Origin of the sequence: Streptomyces sp. NPDC001868, from assembly GCF_040297125.1 — a bacterium.
Lineage (GTDB): Bacteria > Actinomycetota > Actinomycetes > Streptomycetales > Streptomycetaceae > Streptomyces.
In genome coordinates this window covers 46,541-69,312 of record NZ_JBEOYO010000048.1, presented here as the reverse complement: position 1 = coordinate 69,312, position 22,772 = coordinate 46,541, and the positions used below count along the sequence as shown (strand labels likewise).

The 22,772-nt window shown below is 72.0% G+C and carries 20 protein-coding genes; 16 read left to right on the top strand and 4 right to left on the bottom strand.

Going from position 1 to position 22,772, the window contains the following annotated elements; genetic code table 11:
- The coding region (locus ABT147_RS36935; protein WP_502983219.1) for a YrrC family ATP-dependent DNA helicase at positions 1-187 on the bottom strand (187 nt) is incomplete at its 3' end.
- Between the two features lie 171 nt (positions 188-358).
- On the opposite strand from ABT147_RS36935, the gene ABT147_RS36930 reads away from it, so the two are divergent.
- Positions 359-997, top strand: coding sequence for a calcium-binding protein (locus ABT147_RS36930; RefSeq protein WP_351414586.1), 639 nt, complete (start codon positions 359-361; stop codon positions 995-997).
- Positions 998-1,206: 209 nt separating this feature from the next.
- Here the strand turns inward: ABT147_RS36930 and ABT147_RS36925 are convergent, their stop codons facing one another.
- From ABT147_RS36925 to ABT147_RS36915, 3 genes are all read right to left on the bottom strand, one after another.
- Complete coding sequence (locus tag ABT147_RS36925; protein WP_351414584.1) at positions 1,207-1,635, bottom strand: VOC family protein; 429 nt, start codon at positions 1,633-1,635, stop codon at positions 1,207-1,209.
- A gap of 84 nt (positions 1,636-1,719) precedes the next feature.
- Positions 1,720-1,908: a DUF397 domain-containing protein gene (locus ABT147_RS36920; RefSeq protein ID WP_351414582.1), complete on the bottom strand. Its 189-nt coding sequence runs from the start codon at positions 1,906-1,908 to the stop codon at positions 1,720-1,722.
- A gap of 8 nt (positions 1,909-1,916) precedes the next feature.
- Entirely contained in the window at positions 1,917-2,753 is an 837-nt protein-coding gene (locus ABT147_RS36915; RefSeq protein ID WP_351414580.1) for a helix-turn-helix domain-containing protein, read from the bottom strand.
- 180 nt (positions 2,754-2,933) lie between these two features.
- Here ABT147_RS36915 and ABT147_RS36910 point away from each other — a divergent pair, with 180 nt between their 5' ends.
- From ABT147_RS36910 to ABT147_RS36840, 15 genes are all read left to right on the top strand, one after another.
- The gene (locus tag ABT147_RS36910) at positions 2,934-3,338 is read left to right on the top strand and encodes an ATP-binding protein (RefSeq protein ID WP_351414578.1); all 405 of its coding nucleotides are present in this window, start codon (positions 2,934-2,936) and stop codon (positions 3,336-3,338) included.
- 132 nt (positions 3,339-3,470) lie between these two features.
- On the top strand, positions 3,471-4,619 hold the full coding sequence (locus ABT147_RS36905) for a DUF2332 domain-containing protein (protein ID WP_351414576.1): 1,149 nt from the start codon (positions 3,471-3,473) through the stop codon (positions 4,617-4,619).
- 388 nt (positions 4,620-5,007) lie between these two features.
- The gene (locus tag ABT147_RS36900; protein ID WP_351414574.1) at positions 5,008-6,096 is read left to right on the top strand and encodes a LacI family DNA-binding transcriptional regulator; all 1,089 of its coding nucleotides are present in this window, start codon (positions 5,008-5,010) and stop codon (positions 6,094-6,096) included.
- Positions 6,093-7,631: a sugar ABC transporter ATP-binding protein gene (locus ABT147_RS36895; RefSeq protein ID WP_351414572.1), complete on the top strand. Its 1,539-nt coding sequence runs from the start codon at positions 6,093-6,095 to the stop codon at positions 7,629-7,631. The genes ABT147_RS36900 and ABT147_RS36895 overlap by 4 nt, the downstream gene beginning before the upstream one ends.
- The gene (locus tag ABT147_RS36890) at positions 7,621-9,591 is read left to right on the top strand and encodes an ABC transporter permease/substrate-binding protein (protein WP_351414570.1); all 1,971 of its coding nucleotides are present in this window, start codon (positions 7,621-7,623) and stop codon (positions 9,589-9,591) included. Before ABT147_RS36895 ends, ABT147_RS36890 begins: the two co-directional genes overlap by 11 nt.
- A gap of 152 nt (positions 9,592-9,743) precedes the next feature.
- Complete coding sequence (locus ABT147_RS36885; protein WP_351414568.1) at positions 9,744-10,643, top strand: ribokinase; 900 nt, start codon at positions 9,744-9,746, stop codon at positions 10,641-10,643.
- Positions 10,640-11,029, top strand: coding sequence for a D-ribose pyranase (gene rbsD, locus ABT147_RS36880; protein ID WP_351414566.1), 390 nt, complete (start codon positions 10,640-10,642; stop codon positions 11,027-11,029). Before ABT147_RS36885 ends, rbsD begins: the two co-directional genes overlap by 4 nt.
- Positions 11,030-11,426: 397 nt before the next feature.
- Positions 11,427-11,759 carry a hypothetical protein gene (locus tag ABT147_RS36875; RefSeq protein WP_351414564.1) on the top strand — a complete coding sequence of 111 codons (333 nt, stop codon included), beginning with the start codon at positions 11,427-11,429 and terminating at the stop codon, positions 11,757-11,759.
- Between the two features lie 23 nt (positions 11,760-11,782).
- Entirely contained in the window at positions 11,783-12,094 is a 312-nt protein-coding gene (locus tag ABT147_RS36870; RefSeq protein WP_005486398.1) for a pore-forming ESAT-6 family protein, read from the top strand.
- Positions 12,095-12,141: 47 nt separating this feature from the next.
- Positions 12,142-12,483 (top strand): hypothetical protein, encoded by a 342-nt coding sequence (locus ABT147_RS36865; RefSeq protein ID WP_351414562.1) that lies wholly within the window; start codon positions 12,142-12,144, stop codon positions 12,481-12,483.
- Between the two features lie 16 nt (positions 12,484-12,499).
- Positions 12,500-13,888, top strand: a complete 1,389-nt coding sequence (gene eccD / locus ABT147_RS36860; RefSeq protein ID WP_351414560.1) for a type VII secretion integral membrane protein EccD — start codon at positions 12,500-12,502, stop codon at positions 13,886-13,888.
- A 982-nt stretch (positions 13,889-14,870) separates the two neighbouring features.
- On the top strand, positions 14,871-15,776 hold the full coding sequence (locus tag ABT147_RS36855; RefSeq protein WP_351414558.1) for a CpaE/TadZ family protein: 906 nt from the start codon (positions 14,871-14,873) through the stop codon (positions 15,774-15,776).
- Positions 15,777-15,864: 88 nt separating this feature from the next.
- On the top strand, positions 15,865-19,893 hold the full coding sequence (gene eccCa / locus ABT147_RS36850; RefSeq protein WP_351414556.1) for a type VII secretion protein EccCa: 4,029 nt from the start codon (positions 15,865-15,867) through the stop codon (positions 19,891-19,893).
- Positions 19,890-21,398, top strand: a complete 1,509-nt coding sequence (locus ABT147_RS36845; RefSeq protein WP_351414554.1) for a DUF6177 family protein — start codon at positions 19,890-19,892, stop codon at positions 21,396-21,398. Before eccCa ends, ABT147_RS36845 begins: the two co-directional genes overlap by 4 nt.
- Before the next feature lie 128 nt (positions 21,399-21,526).
- Positions 21,527-22,729: an ABC transporter substrate-binding protein gene (locus ABT147_RS36840; protein WP_351414552.1), complete on the top strand. Its 1,203-nt coding sequence runs from the start codon at positions 21,527-21,529 to the stop codon at positions 22,727-22,729.
- The last annotated feature ends 43 nt before the right edge of the window (positions 22,730-22,772 follow it).

Genomic DNA, 22,772 nt, shown 5'->3' with positions numbered 1-22,772 from the left:
TGTAGTTCTCCACGGTGAACTGCTTGCCGTACTGCGGGTGCGAGCCCCAACGGCCCTCCATACGGAGGGATTCGCCGACCTGGGCACCCAGCAACCCGCCCACGACGGTGAGGAGATCGCCGCCGCCCCGGCCGGTGTCCACGCGCGCGACCGTGTAGCCGTTGTCCTCGTTGGCGTACCAGGGGATCGGTGAGCCCTGTACGGCCCGCCGTGCGCCGCGAGTGACGCGGTAGCGGTAATTGGGGGCTGTCCCCCCATGTCTCCGCACGGGCCGGCGTGGACGCTGAAGCCGTGCGCCGCCGCTTCGACCAGCGGTCGGCACGAGTTCGGCATGAGCGTGTTCGACGACAGGAGCAGCATGGCTATGTCAACCCGCAGGGGATTACAGGCGGCAGTGACGGCGGCGGCGGGGGCGGCGCTGCTCGTACCCACCGGCACGGCGTCCGCCGCGACGGGGGCGGCGCAGGCAGGCGCGACGGTGGTGCAGGCCAACTCGGCGTTCATCTTCGTCAACGCGGCGGCCGGGGAGCGGAACAGGATCTTCATCAACCCGACTGGCAGCACCGTCACCGTCATCGACAGCGGGGCGTCCACCTCGGCGGGCGTGGGGTGCACGCTCAACGGTGACGGTTCCGTCTCCTGCCCGGCCGGCAACCGGACGATCATCGTCGCCGCCGGTGACCAGCAGGACACCATCGCGCAGCGGACCGGGCTGCGTGCCTCGATCGACGCAGGGGCGGGCAACGACACGGTGTTCGCCCAGGACGCCACCAACCGTCAGTCCATCGCGGGCGGCGAAGGCCAGGACACCCTGCTGAGCGGCAGCGGCGACGACGTTCTCGCCGGGGGACCGGGCAGGGACACGCTGAGCGGCGGCGTGGGCGACGACATCCTGGACAACGTCGACCAGGCTCCGGGCGACTCCGCGCAGGGAGGGGACGGCAGGGACAACTGCACGTCGGACTCCGGGGACCAGGAGATCGGCTGCGAGTCCTGAGCCGGTCTCCGATCTCCAGTCTCCGGTCCCGGTCCCCTGCGGGTGGCTCCGGCCGGTGCACTTCGTGATGGGCCGTAACGTCGCGATGGGCCGTCGGCTTCGGCCGGCGGCCCATCGCGTCGGGGGCTCGCGGTGTGGTCGGCAGCGGGGTGACCGGTGGTTGTCCGGATCACGCTCGGCCGGTCGTCTCGTCGTCGATGGCTCAGTACTCAGTCGATACAGAACTCGTTGCCCTCGATGTCCCGCATCGGGATGCACGCGTCCTGGCCGTCGTACAGGGTTCGTACGTGTACCGCGCCGAGCGGGACCAGTCGTGCGCACTCGGCCTCAAGTGCGGCGAGGCGCTCCTCACCCACGAGTCCGGTGCCGACCCGCACGTCGAGATGCAGCCGGTTCTTGGCGGCCTTCCCTTCGGGTACGCGCTGGAAGTACAGCCGCGGGCCCACGCCTGAGGGATCAACGCAGGCGAACCACGCGTCCCGCTCCTCGGCCGGCAGCGAGCGCTGGTAATCGTCCCAAGTGGCGAACCCCTTCGGTGGTGGCGGCACGACGTACCCCAGTACCTCGCACCAGAAGCGAGCGAGGCGCTCGGGTTCCGCGCAGTCGAAGGTGACCTGGAACTGCTTGATCGATGCCATCGGCCCATCGTAGAGACGGCGCCCTTCGCCGCCTCCCGGGCGCGCCCCCGAGCAGGCTGCGGCGCCGCCCCTGCCCGGAGAGGCCTACGCGTTCCTTCTCGACCTCTTGAGGGCGCCGATGAAGGCGGTGAAGGAGGGGGTGGGGAAGGTGAGGGTGGCGCGGGTCGGGGTCTTGGAGTCCCGGACGGCTATGTGGGTGGGGGTGGTGGATATCTCGACACAGTTGTTGCCGTCGTCCGGGCCCGAGTGGGACGACTTCCGCCAGGTGTGCATGAGGCGCCTCACAACTCCTTCGCCAGCCGGTTGATGAAGTCGCGCGACCGTTCGGGGTCGAGCGATACGGCTTCCACCTTACGGAAGCGCGTTCGAAAGGCGTTGAGCTGCGCTTCGGAGTCGATGAACGCCGAACCGGTGGGCACGTCTCGAACCACCGTGTCGAGTTTGGGCACGGAGCCGCCCGCGTACGTCATGGTGCTGGCGGCTCGGGCGAAGCCGTCAAGGTCGAAGGGGATGACGCGCACAGTGATGTGGTCCGCTTCGGAGCGGTCGAGAAGCTTGGCGAGTTGAGCCCGGGAGGCGGCGCGGTCGGCGACCCTGATGCGCAAGGCCGCCTCGTGGATCACCAAGTCGTACGAGGTCACGATCCGCTGGCGTCCCATGCGATGGCGGACGCGCAACTCACGTTCCTCGTCCGTGAGTTCCGGCACCCTGGAGGAGAACACCGCGCGGGCGTAGCCCTCCGTCTGGAGCATGCCCGGGACGTACAGGATCGCCACTTCCCTCAGGAACTCGGCATGGTGTTCCAACTCGGCGAGATCCAGGAACGACGTGGGCAACAGGCCCCGGTACTCCTCCCACCAACCCCGCGTCCGGTCCGCGGCCATGGCGACCAGCGCGTCGATGAACTCCGTGTCGGTGCAGGCGTAGTGGGACGCGAGTCGACGCAGCCGCTCTTCGCTGACCCCGATGAGCCCCAGCTCCATGTGGCTCATCTGGACCCTGTTCGCCCCGAGGAGCGCCGCCGACTGGACGGCTGTCAGGCCGGCGGCCTCGCGGAGCCTGCGGAGTTCGATGCCCAGGCGTACCTGACGGGCAGTCGGTTCACGCCTCTGGACCATGCGCTGTTCTCCTCTTTCGGGGCCGGATCCCGCGACCGGCTTGATTCGGGTTACAGGTTACCCATACCGTCAGTGACGCAACGGACACGCTACGGAAGCGCACCGCCCCGTCGCGCCATGACGGCTGCGGCAATGCCACCGTGCCCCAAATCCCCCCTCAACCAACGGAGTTGATGCCCCATGCCCGAAACCTGGGACTACACCCTCCAGATCCCCAACGACCCCAGAGCGGTGCCCATCTGCCGTCGCACCCTGCGGCTGATCCTCACCATGCACGGCCTCATCGGACTCGTGGACGTCGCCGAGCTGCTTGCCGCCGAGCTGATTTCCAACGCCGTACGGCATACGAAGGGGCCCGCCGCTCTTCGGGTGCGGCGGTCGGTGGAGGGCATGGTGTGGATCGGGGCGTGGGACGCCGATCCCGAACCGCCGGAGCCGCCGGTGCCGTTGGGGCGGGTGGGGGAGCAGGAGGAAGGGCGAGGGCTGGGGATCGTCGTGGCCTCCGCGACGTACTGGGGGTGGATGCCGTCGGCCCGGTTCGGTGAGCGGGGCAAGTACGTGTGGTGCGAGTTGGCGGCGGCTTAGGGTCCTCTTGACCCACCCTCTCGCCCAGGTGAAGTCATGCGGTCGCGATCTCCCCGCTCACGATGGTGGAGTCGTGTGACCCGCGGATAGGGTCGTCGGGATCTCAGGGCTACCGCAGGAGGCGCCGCGACCGTGGGGAAGGCCCGCACACTCGCTGAGGTGTATCGGCGGTTCGGTGAGGTCGACGCCGCCGGGACATCGTCGCTGTACGAGCGCGTCGCCGTCGCCCTCAGCGAGTCCGACGAGGCGCTGCGCGCCATCGAGGCGGCGCCGGCGCGCAAACGGCATCCCACGCTGATCCTGGCCGCGCTGCACGATCTCGCCCTCGCCGGACGCGCCCCGGCGCTGGCCGCGGCCTATGCGTCCGCGGACGGCGACGCCGCCGCCGACGCGGCGATCGACACGCTGCTGCGGATGACCGACTCGGTCGTGGCCATCGCCGCGCGTCGGCGGACGCCGACCAACGGGAGCGAGAACGGGAACGGGCGCTGCGCCGTGCTGTACCCGGCCATCGCCGAGGCCGCGCGCCGGGTGGGCGCGCACTCGGTCGGGCTGATCGACGTGGGCTGTTCGGCCGGGCTCAATCTCCATGTCGACCGTGTCGGCATCACGTACGGCGACGGGCTTTCGCTGGGCGACCCGTCGTCTCCCGTCCGGGTGTCGTGTTCGGTCGTGGGAGACCGGCCCGTCCCGGCGCGGGCGATACCCGAGGTCGTCGCCCGGGTCGGCATCGACCCGGATCCGGTCGACGTGACCGACCCGGACGAGGCCCGATGGCTTCGCGCCTGTCTGTGGCCGGATCGGTCGGGGCAGTCGGGGCAGTCGGGGCAGTCGGAACTGCCGGGTCGGTCGGAGCGGCCAGGTCAGCCGGGTCGGCCTGAGCGGGTCGCGGCGCTCGAAGCCGAGATCGCGTTGGTGGCGACGGCACCTCCGCTGTTGCTCCGGGGTGACGCCGTCGACCTCCTGCCCGACGCCTTCGACCAAATCCCCGCCGACACTCTGCCGGTCGTCACCACGACGTGGGCGTTGTCGCGCCTTCCGTTGGAGAGCCGCCTGCGCTTCCTGCACCGCCTCGACGAAGCGGCGGCCGGGCGGGCGGTGGCGTGGGTGTCGGCGGAGGGGGTCGGAGTCGCACCGGCGATCCCCACGCTCGGCGATCGCCGCGCCTCCGGCCACAGCATCATCGGGCTGGCGGTGTTCGACGGGGCCGCCCTGCGGGCCGAGGCCATTGGCCGCTGCTGGTCCCGGGGCCGCATGCTGGCGTGGCTGGCGGACTCGTAGGGCCGTTTCGGCTGTCGGAGGCGCCGTCAGCCAGTGGGTGATGTCGGCGGCGGGCACGGTGTGGGTCGAGGCCCGGGGCGCCGATCCCGAGCCGCCGCGACCGCCGCACCGCCGCCAGCGTTGGCGTTGGCGCGAAGGTGTCACCCCCGGTCGGCCTCATCCGTTCACCACCGGTGCCTGGAGCCGGTGGCCGCGCAGCGGGTCGGCCTGGGCGTCCGCGGCCCCTCGCACCCCTCCCACCTCCTCCCGCCCTCCCCCAACCCCCTCCCACCCTCGGTCACGATTGGATTTCGGCCACTGTCACCCCCTTGCCTCAGCCACATGTAATCGATTCCAATCCTCCGTGAACGCATCGTTGTAATCGATTCCACGAGGAGGTGGAGCGGCGATGGCCGGCATCAAGGATGTCGCGGCCGAGGCGGGGGTGTCCGTCGCCACGGTGTCGCGGGTGCTGAACGACCATCCGTCGGTCAGCGCGGACGCGCGCACGCGGGTGCTGGCCGCCGTCGAGGCGCTGGGCTACCGCCCGAACGCCGTCGCCCGCTCCCTGCGCACCGACCAGACCCACACCCTCGGGCTGGTGATCAGCGATGTGATGAACCCTTACTTCACGGAGCTGGCGCGGTCCGTGGAGGAGGCGGCGCGGGTGCTCGGGTACAGCGTGATCATCGGGAACGCCGATGAGCGGCCCGAGTTGCAGGATCACCACGTACGGAATCTGCTCGACCGGCGGATCGACGGGCTGCTCGTGTCGCCGACCGACGGCGGTTCGCCGCTGATGCTGGACGCCGTGCGGGCGGGCACGCCGATGGTGTTCGTGGACCGGTGGATCCCCGGGGTGGATGTGCCCGTCGTGCGCTCGGACGGGCGCGGTGCCGTGCGGGATCTCGTCGCCCATCTGTACGGGCTCGGGCATCGGAGGCTCGCGATCATCGCCGGGCCCGCCGCCACCACGACCGGTCGGGAGCGTGTCGAGGCCTTTCGGGAGGCGCTCGCCGAGCACGGGCTGCCACTGCCCGACGACTACACGGGGCAGGGCGACTTCCAGGCCGAGAGCGGGCGGCGCGTGACCGAGGGGTTCCTCGATCTGGCCGAGCCGCCCGAGGTCGTCTTCGCCGCCGACAACCTGATGGCGCTCGGCGCGCTGGACGCCATCCGTGCGCGGGGGATGCGGGTTCCGGAGGATGTCGGGCTGGCCGCCTTCGACGACATCCCGTGGTTCGTGCACACCGATCCGCCGATCACGGCCGTCGCCCAGCCGACGGGCGAGCTGGGGCGGGCCGCCGTACGCGCGCTGGTCGACCGGATCGAGGGGCGGCCCCCGCAGTCCGTCACCCTCCCGGCCCGTCTCGTCGCACGCCTCTCCTGCGGCGAGTCCTCCGCCCGGGCCTCTGCCGACTCCCCCATGGACTCCCCCATCGGCTCTCCCCTCGACTCCCCCGTCGAGTCCCCCGTAACGAACAGGAGCACGTCGTGAGCGACCCGGACGAGTTGCTGCGCATCGAAGGCATACGGAAAACCTTTCCCGGTGTGGTCGCGCTGGACGGCGTCGACTTCGATCTGCGCCGGGGCGAGGTGCACGTACTGCTCGGTGAGAACGGCGCGGGCAAGAGCACGCTGATCAAGATGCTCTCCGGCGCCTACACCCCCGACGCGGGGCGGATCCTGGTCGGCGGTGAGGAGGTGCGCATCCATGGTGCGCAGGACTCCGAGCGGCTGGGGATCGCCACCATCTACCAGGAGTTCAACCTGGTGCCCGATCTGACGGTCGCCGAGAACATCTTTCTGGGGCGGCAGCCGCGTCGCTTCGGGATGATCGACCGGAAGCGGATGGAGGCCGAGGCCGCCGAGCTGCTGGAGCGGGTGGGGGTCCGGGTCTCACCACGCGCGCTCGTGCGTGAACTCGGTATCGCCCGGCTCCAGATGGTCGAGATCGCCAAGGCGCTGAGTCTCGACGCCCGTGTGCTGATCATGGACGAGCCGACCGCCGTGCTGACCACCGAAGAGGTCGAGAAGCTTTTCGCCATCGTGCGTCGGCTGCGTGAGGACGGGGTGGGTGTCGTCTTCATCACCCATCATCTGGAGGAGATCGCCGCCCTCGGGGACCGGGTGACCGTCATCCGGGACGGGAAGAGTGTCGGGCAGGTGCCCGCCTCCACGCCCGAGGACGAGCTCGTACGGCTCATGGTCGGGCGGTCCATCGAGCAGCAGTACCCGAGGGAACAGGGGGACGCGGGCGCCGGCGACGCGTTGCTCGTCGTCGAAGGGCTCACCCGCGACGGGGTGTTCCATGACGTGAGCTTCGCGGTGCGGGCCGGTGAGGTCGTCGGCATCGCCGGGCTCGTGGGGGCCGGACGTACCGAGGTCGTGCGGGCCGTGTTCGGGGCCGATCCGTACGACAAGGGGGCCGTGCGGGTCGGGGGTTCCGCCGTTCCCAAGGACGACGTCAACGCCGCCATGACCGCCGGGATCGGGCTCGTGCCCGAGGACCGCAAGGGTCAGGGGCTGCTGCTGGACGCGTCCGTCGAGGAGAACCTCGGGCTGGTCACCCTGCGGGGCGCGACCAGGGGCGGGTTCGTCGACCTCAAGGGGCAGCGGGAGAGCGCCGCCCGGGTCGCCGAGCGGCTCGGGGTCCGGATGGCCGGGCTGCACCAGCACGTCCGTACCCTCTCCGGCGGCAACCAGCAGAAGGTCGTCATCGGCAAGTGGCTGCTGGCGAACACCAAGGTGCTGATCCTCGACGAGCCGACGCGCGGGATCGACGTCGGCGCCAAGGTCGAGATCTACGAGCTGATCAACGAGCTGACGGCCGCCGGTGCCGCCGTACTGATGATCTCCAGTGACCTGCCCGAGGTGCTCGGTATGAGCGACCGGGTGCTGGTCATGGCCCAGGGGCGGATCGCGGGCGAACTCGCCGCCGCCGAGGCCACCCAGGACGCCGTGATGGCGCTCGCCGTCTCCCACCCCCACACCACCCCTGCGAACGGAACGGAGGCCCCCGGTGGCCACTGACACGCTCAAGAGTTCGACGGGCGCGAGTGGCGCCCTGGGCGCATCGGGGCCCTCCGGGCTTCGCCGGCTCCTGCTCGACAACGGCGCGCTGACCGCGCTCATCGTCCTCGTCGTCGCGATGTCGGTGCTGTCCGGCGACTTCCTGACGGCCGACAACCTGCTCAACATCGGCGTCCAGGCCGCCGTGACCGCGATCCTCGCGTTCGGTGTGACCTTCGTGATCGTCTCGGCGGGCATCGACCTGTCGGTGGGCTCGGTGGCGGCGCTGTCGGCCACCGTCCTGGCCTGGAGCGCCACTTCGGAGGGCGTACCGGTCTGGATAGCCGTGATCCTCGCGATCGCCACCGGTATCGCGTGCGGCCTCGTCAACGGCTTCCTCATCTCGTACGGGAAGCTGCCGCCGTTCATCGCGACGCTCGCCATGCTGTCGGTGGGGCGCGGTCTGTCGCTGGTGATCTCGCAGGGCAGCCCGATCGCGTTCCCGGAGTCGGTGTCGCACCTGGGTGACAACCTGGGCGGCTGGCTGCCGGTGCCGGTCCTGGTGATGCTGGTGCTGGGCGGTGTGACGGCCGTGATCCTCGGGCGTACATACATCGGGCGTGCCATGTACGCGATCGGTGGCAACGAGGAGGCGGCCCGGCTCTCCGGGCTGCGGGTGAAGCGGCAGAAGCTGGCGATCTACGCGCTGTCCGGGCTGTTCGCCGCCGCCGCGGGCATCGTGCTGGCCTCCCGGCTCTCCTCCGCGCAGCCGCAGGCCGCGCAGGGCTACGAGCTGGACGCGATCGCGGCGGTCGTCATCGGTGGTGCCTCGCTGGCCGGTGGTACGGGCAAGGCGTCGGGGACGCTGATCGGCGCGCTGATCCTGGCGGTGCTCAGGAACGGCCTCAACCTCCTGTCCGTGTCGGCCTTCTGGCAGCAGGTCGTCATCGGTGTCGTGATCGCGCTGGCCGTGCTGCTGGACACCGTGCGGCGCAAGGCGGGGGCGACTCCGGTCCCGGCGGGGGCCGGTGGCTCCGGGGACCGGAAGAAGCAGGCGCTGACGTATGTGCTGGCCGCGGTGGTCGCGGCGGCGATCGTGGGCGCGACCTCCTTCCTGCACAGCGGGTCGTCGGCGGCGAAGAGCGAGAAGATCGGGCTGTCGCTGTCGACGCTCAACAACCCGTTCTTCGTGCAGATCCGGGCCGGCGCGCAGGACGAGGCGAAGAAGCTGGGCGTGGACCTGTCCGTCACCGACGCGCAGAACGACGCCTCGCAGCAGGCCAACCAGCTGCAGAACTTCACCAGCGAGGGCCTCGGCACGATCATCGTCAACCCGGTGGACTCCGACGCGGTGACCCCGGCGGCGAAGGCCGTCAACAAGGCGGACATCCCGCTGGTGGCCGTCGACCGCGCGGTCAACGGCGCGAACACGGCCGCGCTCGTCGCCTCCGACAACGTCAGCGGTGGCAGGCTGGCCGCCAAGTCGCTCGCCGAGAAGCTGGGCGGCAAGGGCGAGATCGTCATCCTCCAGGGCCAGGCGGGCACCTCCGCCAGCCGGGAGCGCGGCGCCGGCTTCGCCGAGGGTCTGAAGGCCTACCCGGGCATCAAGGTGCTGGCCAAGCAGCCCGCCGACTGGGACCGCACCAAGGGCCTCGACGTGATGACGAACCTCCTCCAGGCCAACTCCGGCGTCGACGGCGTCTTCGCCGAGAACGACGAGATGGCGCTCGGCGCGATCAAGGCGCTCGGCTCCAAGGCCGGAAAGTCCGTCCAGGTCATCGGTTTCGACGGTACGGCGGACGGGCTCAAGGCCGTCGAGGCGGGCACGCTGTACGCGTCGGTCGCACAGCAGCCCGCCGAACTCGGCAGGATCGCGGTGCGCAACGCCGTCAAGGCGGCCGAGGGCGACAAGGTCGAGAAGTCGGTGATGGTGCCGGTGAAGGTGGTCACGTCCGCGAACGTGGCCGAGTTCAGCGGCTGACACGATGCGGTGGCCGGACGGGAGCGCCAAGACCCGTCCGGCCGCTTCGGGCGTTCCGGGCACTCGGGCACGTCCGGGTGCGTCGGTCCCTCCGTCCGGCGGCGCGACCGGCCGTCGGGCGGCTCCAGTCCACCTGCACAGGGAGATGGATCATGTACGACTACGACCTCCTGGTCGTGGGATCGGCCAACGCCGACCTGGTGATCGGTGTCGAGCGGCGGCCGGGGGCCGGCGAGACGGTGCTCGGTTCCGACCTGGCCGTCCATCCGGGCGGCAAGGGCGCCAACCAGGCCGTGGCGGCGGCCCGGCTGGGGGCGCGTACGGCACTGCTGGCACGGGTCGGGGACGACGGCAACGGGCGGCTGCTCCTCGACTCGCAGCGCGCGGCCGGGGTCGACACGGCGGGGGTGCTGGTCGGCGGGGCGCCCACCGGGGTCGCGCTGATCACGGTGGACCCGTCGGGCGACAACAGCATCGTCGTGTCGCCTGGCGCCAACGGGAAGTTGACCCCGGAGGACGTGCGGGCGGCGGAGGGTCTGCTGCGGGCGTCCCGGGTGGTCTCGGCGCAGCTGGAGATCCCGTTGGAGACGGTGGTGGAGGTCGTACGGCGGCTGCCGGAGGGCACGCGTTTCGTGCTGAACCCGTCGCCGCCCCGGGAGTTGCCCGCCGAGGTGCTGGCGGCCTGTGATCCGCTGATCGTCAACGAGCACGAGGCGCAGGTCATCGTCGGGGGTGAGCTGGCGGGGTCACCGGAGGACTGGGCGCGGGCGCTGCTGGCGCTCGGGCCGCGTTCGGTGGTCGTCACGCTGGGCGCGGAGGGCGCGCTGGTCGCGGACGCCGAGGGCAGTGTGCGGGTGGCGGCCGTGAAGGTGGACGCCGTCGACACCACCGGGGCCGGGGACGCGTTCACCGCCGCGCTGGCGTGGAAGCTGGGCGCGGGCTCGGCACCGGCCGAGGCCGCCGCGTACGCGGCCCGGGTCGGGGCCGCCGCCGTCACGAGGGCCGGGGCGCAGGTGTCGTTCCCGACCGCCGAGGAGGTCGCGGCGCTGTGAAGCGGACAGGGATACTCAACCGTCATCTGGCGGGCGCCATCGCCGAGTTGGGGCACGGGCACGGGGTGCTGGTGTGCGACGCCGGGATGCCGGTGCCGGAGGGGCCGCGCGTGGTCGACCTGGCGTTCCGGGCGGGGGTGCCGTCCTTCGCGGAGGTGCTGGACGGGCTGCTCGACGAGATCGTGGTCGAGGGCGCGACCGCCGCGCGCGAGGTCCGGGGCGCGAACCCGGAGGCCACGCTGCTGCTGGAGGACCGCTTCCCCGACCTCGAACTGGTCTCCCACGAGAAGCTCAAGGAACTGTCGGCGGGCGCACGGCTGATCGTCCGGACCGGGGAGGCACGGCCGTACGCGAATGTGCTGCTGCGGTGCGGGGTGTTCTTCTAGCGGACGTTCTTCCAGCGGGTGTTCTGCCGGCGGGCGGTCTCCCGGTGGGTGTTCTCAGGTCGGCGGGCGGTGTTCCGGCGGGTGTTCCCTGGCCGGCGGGCGGTCTTTCGAGGGGCGCCCGGAACGTTTCGAGGGGCCCGGTCCAGTGGACCGGGCCCCTCGGCTTTCCCCTCCGTATCAGAACCCCCGCGATCCCCCCAGATCCCCCTCCGAGAAGTCCTGATGCCAAGTACGACCCGCGGACCGTGGGAAGGGTTGCACGGTCCGGCGGAGAAATTTTTGTCCGGGTTGTGTCCCGATCATGTCACTTCGCGAGCAAGTGCGTTGCGGGTGCAACGCGTTGTGGGAGAGCATGGTCGGGACGCAGGTGAACCGGACACACGGGGGTGGACACGACGTGAAGTTCGACATGGGGTCGACGACCCTGGCGGAGCTCGGGAAGAGCACGGTCGGATCGAGTGACGACCTGGGGACACTGATCCAGCTGCTGATCAGCGCGGCGGAACCGCTGGAGGGCAAGTTCAACGGCGCGGGCAAGCTGGCGTTCGACTCGTTCAAGGGCCGCGCGGACGAGATCACCGCCGATCTGAACGGCTCGCTCGCCGCGATCCTCGGCGGTCAGTCGGGCATGGACAACGCGTTCGGCACCGGTGACGTGGAGTCCCAGGACAACGCCAACCAGAACATGGGCCTGGCCAACTTCGACGCGGCCCGCTTCGGCGCCCGATAAGCAGGAACGAGGGGGAAGTCTCCATGGCTCAGAACCAGGACCGCCGTTCGTACGACACCGGCGCCTCGGGCGAGGTGCAGACCGCGCTCGGCACGATCGTGGGGCAGCTGGAGCGGGTGCTCGGCGACCGTGACGCCGCCGTCAAGGCCGCGATGACCGAGTTCCAGGCCGACGGCGTCTCGGACGACTACCACGGCAAGGAAGAGCGCTGGAAGAAGGCCGCGGGCGAGGTCCGCGAGATCATCCGCCTGGTGCGCACCACGCTCGAACAGAACGACGGCACCGCCCAGTCCACGCTGGCCAAGGCCCGCGCGGCGGTCGACCAGATCGGCTGAGGCCGACAGGGCGGAGCTGAGAGAGAAGTGATCGGGGTCCCGTAGCCGTGGCAGCGCAGGATTACGACAGCCAGTTGCTGGAGTCGGTGTCGGTGCGGCGCCGACGGCTGCGGGACGCCCTGCTGTTCGGGGCGCAGCGGCAGCGGCGCTCGGTGGACGAACGGGTCGGGAAGGTCTTCGCCGGGATCGTCATCGCGGCGGTGTTGTGCGCGGGGTGTGTGGGGTGGTCGTTCGTGTCGAACCGCATCATCGGCAAGAGCCCGTACGGGGGTTCCGTGCAGCCCTCGGTCACCCCGTCCGGCACGCCGTCCAGCACGCCGTCCGACACCCCCTCCTCCACGTTTTCCACAGGGTTTTCCACAGCCCCGACCGGCGATTCCGCCCGGTGATAGGTTCGATCGCGTGATGGCTACGGGGACGTTGGGGCAGGCCACGGGTGGTGCGCGGACGGCGCTCAGCCGGGTCACGCTGGTCGGTGAGCGGCGGCGGGTGGATCTCGTGCTGCCGTCACGGGAACCGGTCGGACTCCTGCTGCCGGAGATCATGCGGCTGCTCGACGACCAGGTCGGCGGGCGGCCCGAGTTGCGGCATCTCGTCACCGCGGACGGTTCCGCGCTGGCGCACGACAGCACGCTGGAGTCGGCCGGGATTCCCGACGGCGCCGTACTGCGCCTCGTCCGGGCCGAGGACGCGCCGTCGGCGCCCGTCGTGCACGACGTCACGGACGAGGCGGCCGAGGATCTCGACGCGCGCGGTCTGCGCTGGCGGCCGGCCGCGCGCCGGGTCACCGCCGGGTTCGCCACGGTCGGCTGGGCCCTGGCCGCCGGAATGTTCGCGCGGGCCGCGTACGAGCCCGGCGTCGTCGCCGGCGCGCTGCTCGGTGTCGCGTCGGTGGCCGCGCTCGCGGGTGCCCTGCTGGGGCGGGCCGGGAAGCGGGGCCTCGCGACGACACTGATCGCGACGGCGGGTGCGCTGGGGCTGCTCGGCGCGTCGACGTTGGCGGACGCACAGCAGTGGTCGGGGACGCCTCGGGTCGCGGCGATGGCTGCCGCCGGGGTCGTCACGCTCGCCCTGCTCGGGCTGTTCACCCCGCTCGGACGGGGCGGACTGGTCGGGGCGGGGGCGCTGGCCGGGGCCTCGGTGTGCTGGCTGGGGGTCGCCGGGGCCGTGTCGGGCGCGGTGTCCCTGTCGGTGACGGAGCAGGCCGAGGTGGGGGCCGTTCTCGCGGTCGTCTCCGTGGTCGTGCTGGGGCTGCTGCCCCGGCTGGCGCTGATGGCGTCGGGGCTCTCCGGGCTCGACGACCGGCGCTCCGGGGGTGCCTCCGTGAGCCGCTTCCAGGTGTCGGCGGCGCTCACCGCCACGCACCGGGGGCTGGCCCTCGCGACGGTCACGCTGGCCGTCTCGGCGACCGCCGCCGGGGTGTTCGCGCTGCGCGCGCCCACCGAGTGGACCGTGCCGCTGACCGTCATCACCATGGTCGTGCTCGCGCTGCGCGCGCGGGCGTTCCCGCTGGTCGCGGAGGTCGTGGTGCTCCTCGGGGCGGCGGCCGTGCTCGCCGTGCGGCTGATCTCGGCCTGGCTGACCCACTCCGGCGCGGCCGTCGGCCCGCTCGCCGTCCTCGTCCTCCTCGCCGTCCTTCCGCTGCTGGTGCTCGCCGTGCAGCCCGCCGAGCATGTACGCGTACGGCTCCGGCGCTTCGGCGACACCCTCGAATCCATCGGCGTCATCGCCCTGTTCCCGCTGCTCATCGGGGTGTTCGGCGTGTACGGACGACTGCTCGACACGTTCGCTTAGGAGCTGGGGGCCGCACATGGCGCAGGCAGGGGACTGGCAGCGGGACGTGCTGCGCGAGCTGGGCCGACAGGATGCGGCGAGCGGTGGCGACGCCGCCCCCGCGCCACCGGAGGCCCCCGCCCGCCGGGCCGAGCCGACGCTGAGGCTGGTGCGGTCGGTTCCGGCGGAGGCGTCCGAGCCGACGGACGGGCCCGAGGGATCCGGGGTGCCTGAGCCGACGGGCCGGTCGGAGAGGGCTGAGCCGTCAAGGCCCACTCCGGAGGCCGCAGGCGACCGGGGCACGCGATCGACACCGGTCCACGGCATGCCTGCCGGGCAGCCACCGGGGCCGGATGGCGTCGCGCAGCCGCCGGGGCCGGAGGGTCTCGCACAGCCGCCGGGGCGGGTGGTCGCGGACCCGTCGGCGCGGGCGATGCCCGGCGTGCGACAGCCGGGTCACCACACGCCGGGCGCGCAGCCGCCGCTTCGGCAGGCACCGGGCACACCACCGGCGGTACCGGCGGTACCGCCGGGGCACGTTGCGCAGCCGCCGGTACAGCCCGGCACGCATGCGCCGGTCGGGCCCGCCGTCGTCGCGCCGCCCGTCGTCGCGCCGCCCGTCGTCGGACCGGCCGTCGTCGGACCGGCCGTCGTAGGACCGCCCGTCGTCGGACCGGCCGTCGTAGGACCGCCGGTCGTTGAGCCGCCCGTACCGTACGCGCCCGCTGTGGACCCCCGCTCAGGGCTTCCCCTGGCGGCTGCGCAGTCTTCGGGGGCAGGCGGTGACGCACGGCAGCCGTATGTACCCGGTGACGCGGATCGGCCGGGGGAATCCGGCGGTCACCCGGCACCCGGGCCGGGGGCTTCCCCTGGAGCGGCGGCCTCACCCGGGTCCGAGGCCTCACCCGGGGCTGCGGCCCCGACCCGGTCCGGGGCGTCCCCCGCCGCCCCGGCTCCGCGTGGCCCCCGTACCCCCCAGACCCCCCTGCGCGCCCCCGACTCCGTGCCCACCATCGATCCCCGGCTCGCGCACGCGCTCGGGCGGCCGCAGCACGGGGAGTCGGTGGCTCGGCGGACGGGGCGGTCGATCCGGAGGCTCGCCTCCTCCGCCGCGCAGGACGTGGCCGAGGAGACGCGGATCGCGCGGGAGTTGCAGCAGCCGGTGACCACCGGGCGGGTCATCGCGGTGACGTCGATCCGGGGCGGGGTCGGGAAGTCGACGACGGCCGCGCTGCTGGGGCGGACGTTCAACCACTACCGGCACGACCCGGTGCTGACGATGGAGGCGGACGCCGCGCTGGGCACGCTGCCGGTGCGGATGGGGGCCGACTCGGTGCGCTGGGCGGCGGCCGATCTCGCGCGGATCCTGAACCCCGCGATGCGGCTCACCGATGTCACCGGGTACCTGGTGCCGGTGTCCGACGGCGGCTGGCTGCTGCCCGGAAGCCAGGGCCGGGTCGGGGCCCCGCTGGACATCCGTACGTACCGCACGGTGACCCTGGCGCTGCGGCGCTACTTCGCGGTGACCGTGGTGGACTGCGAGACCCTGCCGGGCGAGGTGGCCCGTACGGCGATGGACACGGCCCACGCGCGCGTGGTCGTGGCGCCGATGACCGCCGAGGGCGTCAACGGCACCCGTCAGGTCCTGGACTGGCTCGGCCAGTTGCCGCACTCCGCGCTCGCCTCGACCGTCGTCGCGCTGACCGCCAACTCCCCCGACCTCACGCTGGACCTGAAGACGGCGGTCGCGCACCTCAAGGAGGCCGGTGTCCATGTCGTCCCCGTGCCCTACGACCGCCACCTCGCCCAGGGCGGCCCCATCCGCACCGCCCTGCTGGGCCGGGAGACCCGGGCGGCGGCGATCACGCTGGCGGCGGAGGCGATGACCCGGGCGGTGCGGATGCGATGAGCGACCACCGAGATGAAGCACGCGACGAAGACCGCAACCAAGACCGCGGCGAAGACCGCGACGAGGAACGTCGAGAAGGGGTCCGGTCGTGACCCAGCAGCTGATCCATCGGCCCGCGCGGAGCACCCGGCCGCTCGGACCCGCCGGGGCCCGGACGATCGAGCCGCCGCCCAACCTCCCGGAGGGCAAGGCGGGGACGGCGGCGACGGCTCTGCTGCCGATGGCGGGGGTCATGGGCTCGGTCGTGATGATGACCGTGATCCGGAACAGCCAGTTCGCGGCGATCGGCGCGATGGTGCTGGTGTTCGCGCTGCTCGGCGCGGTCGCCCTCTTCCTCTCCCAGCGCGGCAAGGCCCAGCGCACCCGGCGGACGCAGCGGGAACGCTATCTGGAGTATCTGGAGGAGCTGCGCGAGGAGTTCGGCGCCGACGAGCGGGACCGGCGGCAGCTCGCCCGGGTGCTGAATCCGCCCCCGGAGGCGCTGTACGACCTGGTGCGCGACCCCGCCCGGCTCTGGGAGCGGCGGCGGCAGGACCCGGACTTCCTGAGGGTGCGGGTCGGCACCGGTGACGTACCCGTGGCGCATCTGGCCATCGGGCAGAACCAGGGCGGGGTGCTGACCCCGCCGGACCCGTTCATGCTGAACGAGGCGCGGGCACTGCTGGCCCGGTACTCGGTCGCCAACGACTGCCCGATCACCGTGCCGTTGGACCGCGCGGGCAATGTCAGCGTGGTCGGCGACCGGGAGGGTGTCCTGCGGGTGGCCCGCGCGCTCCTCGTCCAGGTCGCCGTCTCGCACGCCCCGGACGACGTGGCCGTGGCGCTCGGGGTGCCGGGTGAGCGGCTGGCGGACTGGGAGTGGGCCAAGTGGCTGCCGCATGTGCTGGACGCGCAGGAGCACGACGGTCCGGTGGCGGCCCGCCGGATCGCGCCGAGCCTGCCGCAGCTGGCCCGGCACTTCCGGCACGAGCTGGGCCGACGTGCCTCGTACGCGGCGGAGGTGCGCCGGGGGCTCGCCGACCGCAAGGCGCTGCGGCTGGCGTCCCGGATGCTCGTCGTGAGCGACGAGTACGGGGAGACGGCCGCCGAACTGCCGCGTCCGGACACGGCGGTGGGGCTCGCGGACATGGGCGTCACCGTGCTGCATCTGCTGGAGGAGCAGGTGCACGAGCCCGATCAGGTGTCCGTGCGGATCACCGTGCGGGGCGATCAGGTGGTGGTGGAGGACCTTCGTGCGCCGGACCCCCTCTCGGTCGCGGAGCCGGGCACCGTCCCGGCCGCGCACGGCACCTCGGACCAGGTCACCGCCGCCGGCGCCGAGGGCCTCGCCCGGCTGCTCGCGCCGCTGCGGCTGTCCGCCGAGTCGGCCGCCGAGGGCACCCCGGTCACCGGGCCCGTCGACTTCCCGGGCCTCCTCGGCATCGACGACCCGGCCGTACTGAACCTGACCGACCTCTGGGCGCCGCGCCGTGAGCGGGAGTTCCTGCGCGTACCCATCGGCTTGACGGACCGTCATGAGCCGGTCCTCCTCGACCTCAAGGAGTCCTCCGAGCTGGGCATGGGCCCGCACGGGCTGTGCGTCGGCGCGACCGGCTCCGGCAAGAGCGAGCTGCTGCGCACCCTCGTGCTGGCGCTCGCCGCCACCCACTCCCCCGAGGATCTGGCGCTCGTCCTGGTCGACTACAAGGGCGGCGCGACCTTCGCCCCGTTCACCGAACTCCCGCACGTGGCCGGTGTGATCACCAACCTGGAGAACCAGGCGGGGCTGGTCGAGCGTGTGCACTCCAGCCTCGCGGGCGAGGTCAAGCGGCGGCAGCAGGTGTTGAAGGACGCGGGGAACGTGGCCGACATCGGGCACTACGCGGCCCTGCGCGCGACCAGGCGGCCCGATCTCGAACCGCTCCCCCACCTCTTCGTCGTGATCGACGAGTTCGGTGAACTCCTCACCGCCAAGCCGGACTTCATCGATCTGTTCCTGTCCATCGGGCGGATCGGCCGTTCCATCGGCGTCCACCTCCTCCTCTCCAGCCAGCGCATCGAGGGCGGCAAGCTCAAGGGGCTGGACACCTATCTCTCGTACCGGCTGGGGCTGCGCACCTTCTCCGCCGACGAGTCGCGGACCGTGCTCGACACCACGGACGCCTTCCATCTGCCGCCGCTGCCGGGCTTCGGCTATCTGAAGGTGGACACCTCGACGTACGAGCGGTTCAAGGCGGGGTACGTGTCGGGCGCGTACCGGGGTCCGGCGCTCGTCTCGCAGGAGGACGACACGCCGCTGGCCTGGGCGTATCCGACGTACAACACGCTCGACAGCGGGTCCGCCGCGAGCGAGGCCGTCGACGAGCCCAAGGCGACCAAGCGGGAGACCGGGCCGACCGTGATGTCGGTGATGGTGGACCAACTCGCCTCCGCCGCACGGCCGGTGCGGCGGATCTGGCTGCCGCCGCTGCCGGACGCGATCACGCTGGACGCGGCGGCCGGGCCCGTGCAGGTGGATGAGCGAGGGCTTCGACTGGCGGCCGGGGAAGGCCCTTTGCGGGTGCCCCTCGGGGTGCTGGACGATCCGGCGAAGCAGTGGCAGGGGCACTGGGTGCTGGATCTGACGGTCGCGGGCGGGCACGCGGCGGTGATCGGCGGGCCGCAGTCCGGCAAGACGACGCTGCTGCGGACCCTCGCGCTGTCGCTCGCCACCACCCACACGCCCGCCGAAGTCGCCATCTACGGCCTCGACTTGGTCGGTGGCGGGCTGTCTGCGCTCTCCGGGCTGCCGCATGTCGGCGGGATCGCCGGGCGGGCCGACCGGGAGCGGGCCGCGCGGACGGTCGCCGAGGCGCGGACGATGCTGGTCGAGCGGGAGGAGCTGTTCCGGGAGCACGGCATCGACTCCGTCGACCAGCTGCGGCGGCTGCGCGCGCAGGGCGGGCTGCGGGAGCTGGGGTCGACGGACATCGTCCTCCTCATCGACGGATTCGGCGCGCTGCGCGACGAGTTCGCCGAGCTGGACGACACGATCGTGGACCTGCTCAAGCGCGGCGGCGGCTACGGCATCCATGTCGTCGGCGCCATGCTCCGCTGGAACGACGTACGGATCGCGACGCAGTCGATGTTCGGGACGCGGGTGGAGCTGCGGCTCAACGACCCGAGCGATTCGAGCGTGGACCGCAAGCTCTCCGAGACGCTGTCGCCCGACACCCCGGGGCGGGTCCTGACCGACGGCAAGCTGTTCGCGCAGGCCGCGCTCCCCCGTCTCGACGGGCGGCCGTCGACGGGTGACCTCGGTCCGGCGCTGGAGGACGCGGCCCGGACGATCCGCTCCACCTGGCACGGTGAACTTGCCGCGCCCGTAAGGGTGTTGCCGACCCGGCTGCCGTCCGACCGGCTGCCGTCGATGGTCGCCGAGCCGCACCGGGTACCGATAGGCGTGGACCAGGACGCCCTGGCACCCGCCCTCCTCGACCTCTTCGGCTCGGACCAGCATCTGCTGATCCTGGGCGACAACGAGTGCGGCAAGACGAACCTGCTGAAGCTGGTCGCCGCGCAACTCGTGGAGCGGTACTCGGACGAGGAGCTGGTCTTCGGTGTCTTCGATCCCCGGCGCGGGCTGCGGGGTGTGATCCCGGAGCCGTACCGGGGCGGGTACGCGCACAACGCGAAGCTCGCGGCGGGGCTGGCCACGGGTATCGCGAGCGAGCTGGAGAAGCGGATGCCGGAGAGCGCCGACCCGGACGCGCTGACCGACGAGCCCGCGTTCAAGGGGCCCCGGATCGTGATCCTGGTCGACGACTACGACATCCTCACCACCGCCGGGCAGCAGCCGCTGTCGCCGTTCCTGCCGTATGTGTCGTCGGCGCAGGACATCGGGCTGCACTTCGTGATCACCCGGCGGGTGGCGGGCTCCTCGCGGGCGATGTACGAGCCGCTGCTCCAGACCCTCCGCGAGACCGGCACGGCCGCGCTGCTGATGACCGGCGAGCGGAGCGAGGGCCAGCTCTTCCCGGGCCTGTACGCCTCCGCGCAGCCGACCGGGCGGGGCACGCTGGTCCGGCGGGGGCGGGCCCACCAGCTGGTCCAGACCGCGCTGTCCGCACAGGAAACCCAGGAGGGCCACCGCCCGTGACCAAGGACGTCATCGCCCTCACCCCGAAGATGCCCAACGTGTGGGCCCTCATGGCGAGCCTGTACGCGGGCGGCTCCGACCTGGACCTGTCGGCGGCGGCCGACGGCGCGGTCGTCCAGCTGCACGGGCCCGGTGGGCGTCCGCTGGTGTCCGTGGAGTCGCCGGTGCTGGTGCAGGTGCCCGGTGAGGCGGAGCGGCTGCTCGGGCTGCGGATGGAGGCCCCGTTCTGGTGGACGGAGGCGCGGGCGTCCACCGCCGTGCCCGAGGCGGAGCGGCTCGCCGGGGTGGTGTGCGGGCGGCTCAACGCCCTGCTGGGCGGCTCCACCTGGCCCCCCGAGGCGGCGAGCACCGAGGTGGTCGACGTGTCCGCCGTACCGTCGGCGGGGTCGGGGCAGCCGGCCGTGGACGTGGTGACCGAGCACGCGGCCGTCGTCCTGATCGACCGGCCGGTGGTGGCGCTGACGACCTGGCTCGCGGAGATCATGCGTACGGCCGTGGCCTCCCGGCGCTCCCTCCAGATCGTCACCCCGCCCGGCGTACGGCTGACCACGGCGGCCCGTGCGACGCTGGCGCGCGTCCCCAACCGCTGGGTCGTCCAGGACCCGGAGTGCGGGTACTACGACGGGCTGTCGGGGGCGGTGCTGCGCTGGCGGGACGGGGCGTTCTCGCCCGCGTTCACGCAGGACGGGACGGCGGCGGTGGCCGCCGCGTTCACCCGCCCCGCGAGCGGCCCGGCGAACAGTCCCGCGAGCGGCCCGGCGAACAGTCCGGTGAGCGGCCCGGCAGACGGCTCAGCAGGCGCTCCGGCTGACGAGGAGGCCCCCGGGCGGCAGCTGATCGTCGCCCTCCGTACCGTGCACCGGGCCGACGAGAACCTGCTGCTGGGCGGCGCCCTGGAGGCGGCCTGGCGGGCGCTGACGGGGGCGGCACCGGTGGGCTGGGGCACCGCCGAGCCGGTCAACCTCCCTTGGTCGCCACGGCAGTTGACCGATCTGGTCCGGGAGCGGATGCCCGAGCCCTCGCAGCTGGTCGTGGTCGGCACCCCGGGCCGGCCGGCGACGGCGACGGTCCGGGTGACGCGGACGACGAAGGGCGTGGAGGAGGACGTGGTCCTGACGGTCGGGTACGCGGCCGGTGAGGAACCGCCGCTGGACCGGATCGAGGCGCTGGCCGACACCCTGGTCCGGGAGCATGGGCTGAAGACCATGCTGACCTCGGTGCGTGTGGCGCGCGCCGATCTGACGACCGCGCCCCGGCTGGAGGGGCCGCCGATCCCGTACGCCTTCACCCTCGGCCCGGACGACGTGCTCGCCATCGGCCTGGACCACGCCCGCCGACCCCCGGTCGAGGTCCGCCCGAAGCACCTCGGCCCGGCGGCCCGCCCGGCGCTGCACTACCCCCTCGGGGACGGCACGGACACCGAGGCCTGGGGGCGGCTCCAGCAGCTCACGGCCCATCTCAAGGGAGATCATTCCCAGCCATCCGCTCCTGCTCGGAGCGGGTGACTCGCGTCACGTACACAACGACCAATACGAGCAGTACGAGCTCTGACAGATGAGGGATTTACCGGCCTGACCTGGGTCCCTAACCTCCCGGCAACAGCTGCCAGAAGGCACGCGCCAGGAGGAGAACCATGGCCAGATCCAGCCACATCGGCACCGGGCACATCGTCGTCGGCGGCACGGGCGTCGCGTACAGGCGTTCCGTCCGGCGCCCCCTCGCGGCGGCGTTCGCCGCGACGCTCGCGCTCGGGACGCTGGCCGCCTGCGGCGGTGGGGACAGCGACGCGCCGAAGGTCGCGGAGAACAAGATCTCGACGGGTCAGGTGCCGGACTACTACCCGGCGGACTACGCGGACCTGATCGCGGCGGCGGAGAAGGAGGGCGGCAAGCTCACCGTCTACTCGAACCTCGGCGACGAGAACATGGCGCCGATCGTCCGGGACTTCAAGAAGAAGTACGACTTCATCAAGACCGTCTCCGTGAACGAGTTGGACAGCGACGAGCTGTTCCAGAAGACCCTGTCCGAGAACGCGGCCGGTTCCTCCCCGGCGGATGTGCTGATCTCCAGCGCGGCGACCGCGTGGGCGGACTTCTCGGCCCGCAAGAACACGGTCCTGGAGTACAAGTCGCCGGAGCTGGAGGAGCTGGGCGAGAGCGCGGAGCTGTTGCCGAGCGTGTATTCGGTGTCGCAGGACCCGATGACGATCGCGTACAACACTTCGCTGATGGAGACCCCGCCGACCACGCTGACGGACTTCGCGAAGATCGTGACGTCGGACGAGGGCAAGTTCAAGAACAAGGTGACGGTCCGTGACCCGGAGGGCTCGTTCGGCTTCACGGTGACGCGGGCGCTCACCGAGGGCAACCCTGAGGCCTGGGACGACCTGGGGAAGATCCTCCCGCTGACCCGTCCGGAGACCTCCTCCGGCACCCAGCTGGAGAAGATCGTCGCCGGTGAGTACACGGCCGGCTTCCTGATCAGCGCCTCCCCCGCGTACCCCGTGGTGGAAGACAGCGCCGGTCTTGTGAAGATCGTCTTCCCGAAGGACGGCACGGTCGTCCTGCCGCGTGGTCTCGGGATCGCCGCCGAGGCGCCGCACCCGGCGACCTCGAAGCTCTTCCTGGACTTCGCCCTCTCCGACGAGGGCCAGCGCGCGGTCGCCGAGGGCGGGCTCGCCTCGTACCGCGACGGTGTGAAGGGCGAGGGCCTGCACACGTACCAGGAGGTCGTGGACGCGGTCGGCGAGGACAACATCATCCACGTCAAGTACGAGCAGGTCGCGAAGGACGACGCCGCCGCCTGGCTGGAGCGCTTCGACGGACTCCGTAAGTAGTCCGGCAGCAGAAGCCGCAGACAGCTTTCAGGGACGATCGGAG

Coding starts and splice junctions, on each gene's coding strand:
- ABT147_RS36930 (WP_351414586.1), top strand. CDS start 359: ATGGCTATGTCAACCCGCAGGGGATTACAGGCGGCAGTGACGGCGGCG.
- ABT147_RS36925 (WP_351414584.1), bottom strand. CDS start 1,635: ATGGCATCGATCAAGCAGTTCCAGGTCACCTTCGACTGCGCGGAACCC.
- ABT147_RS36920 (WP_351414582.1), bottom strand. CDS start 1,908: ATGCACACCTGGCGGAAGTCGTCCCACTCGGGCCCGGACGACGGCAAC.
- ABT147_RS36915 (WP_351414580.1), bottom strand. CDS start 2,753: ATGGTCCAGAGGCGTGAACCGACTGCCCGTCAGGTACGCCTGGGCATC.
- ABT147_RS36910 (WP_351414578.1), top strand. CDS start 2,934: ATGCCCGAAACCTGGGACTACACCCTCCAGATCCCCAACGACCCCAGA.
- ABT147_RS36900 (WP_351414574.1), top strand. CDS start 5,008: ATGGCCGGCATCAAGGATGTCGCGGCCGAGGCGGGGGTGTCCGTCGCC.
- ABT147_RS36885 (WP_351414568.1), top strand. CDS start 9,744: ATGTACGACTACGACCTCCTGGTCGTGGGATCGGCCAACGCCGACCTG.
- ABT147_RS36870 (WP_005486398.1), top strand. CDS start 11,783: ATGGCTCAGAACCAGGACCGCCGTTCGTACGACACCGGCGCCTCGGGC.
- eccD (WP_351414560.1), top strand. CDS start 12,500: ATGGCTACGGGGACGTTGGGGCAGGCCACGGGTGGTGCGCGGACGGCG.
- ABT147_RS36840 (WP_351414552.1), top strand. CDS start 21,527: ATGGCCAGATCCAGCCACATCGGCACCGGGCACATCGTCGTCGGCGGC.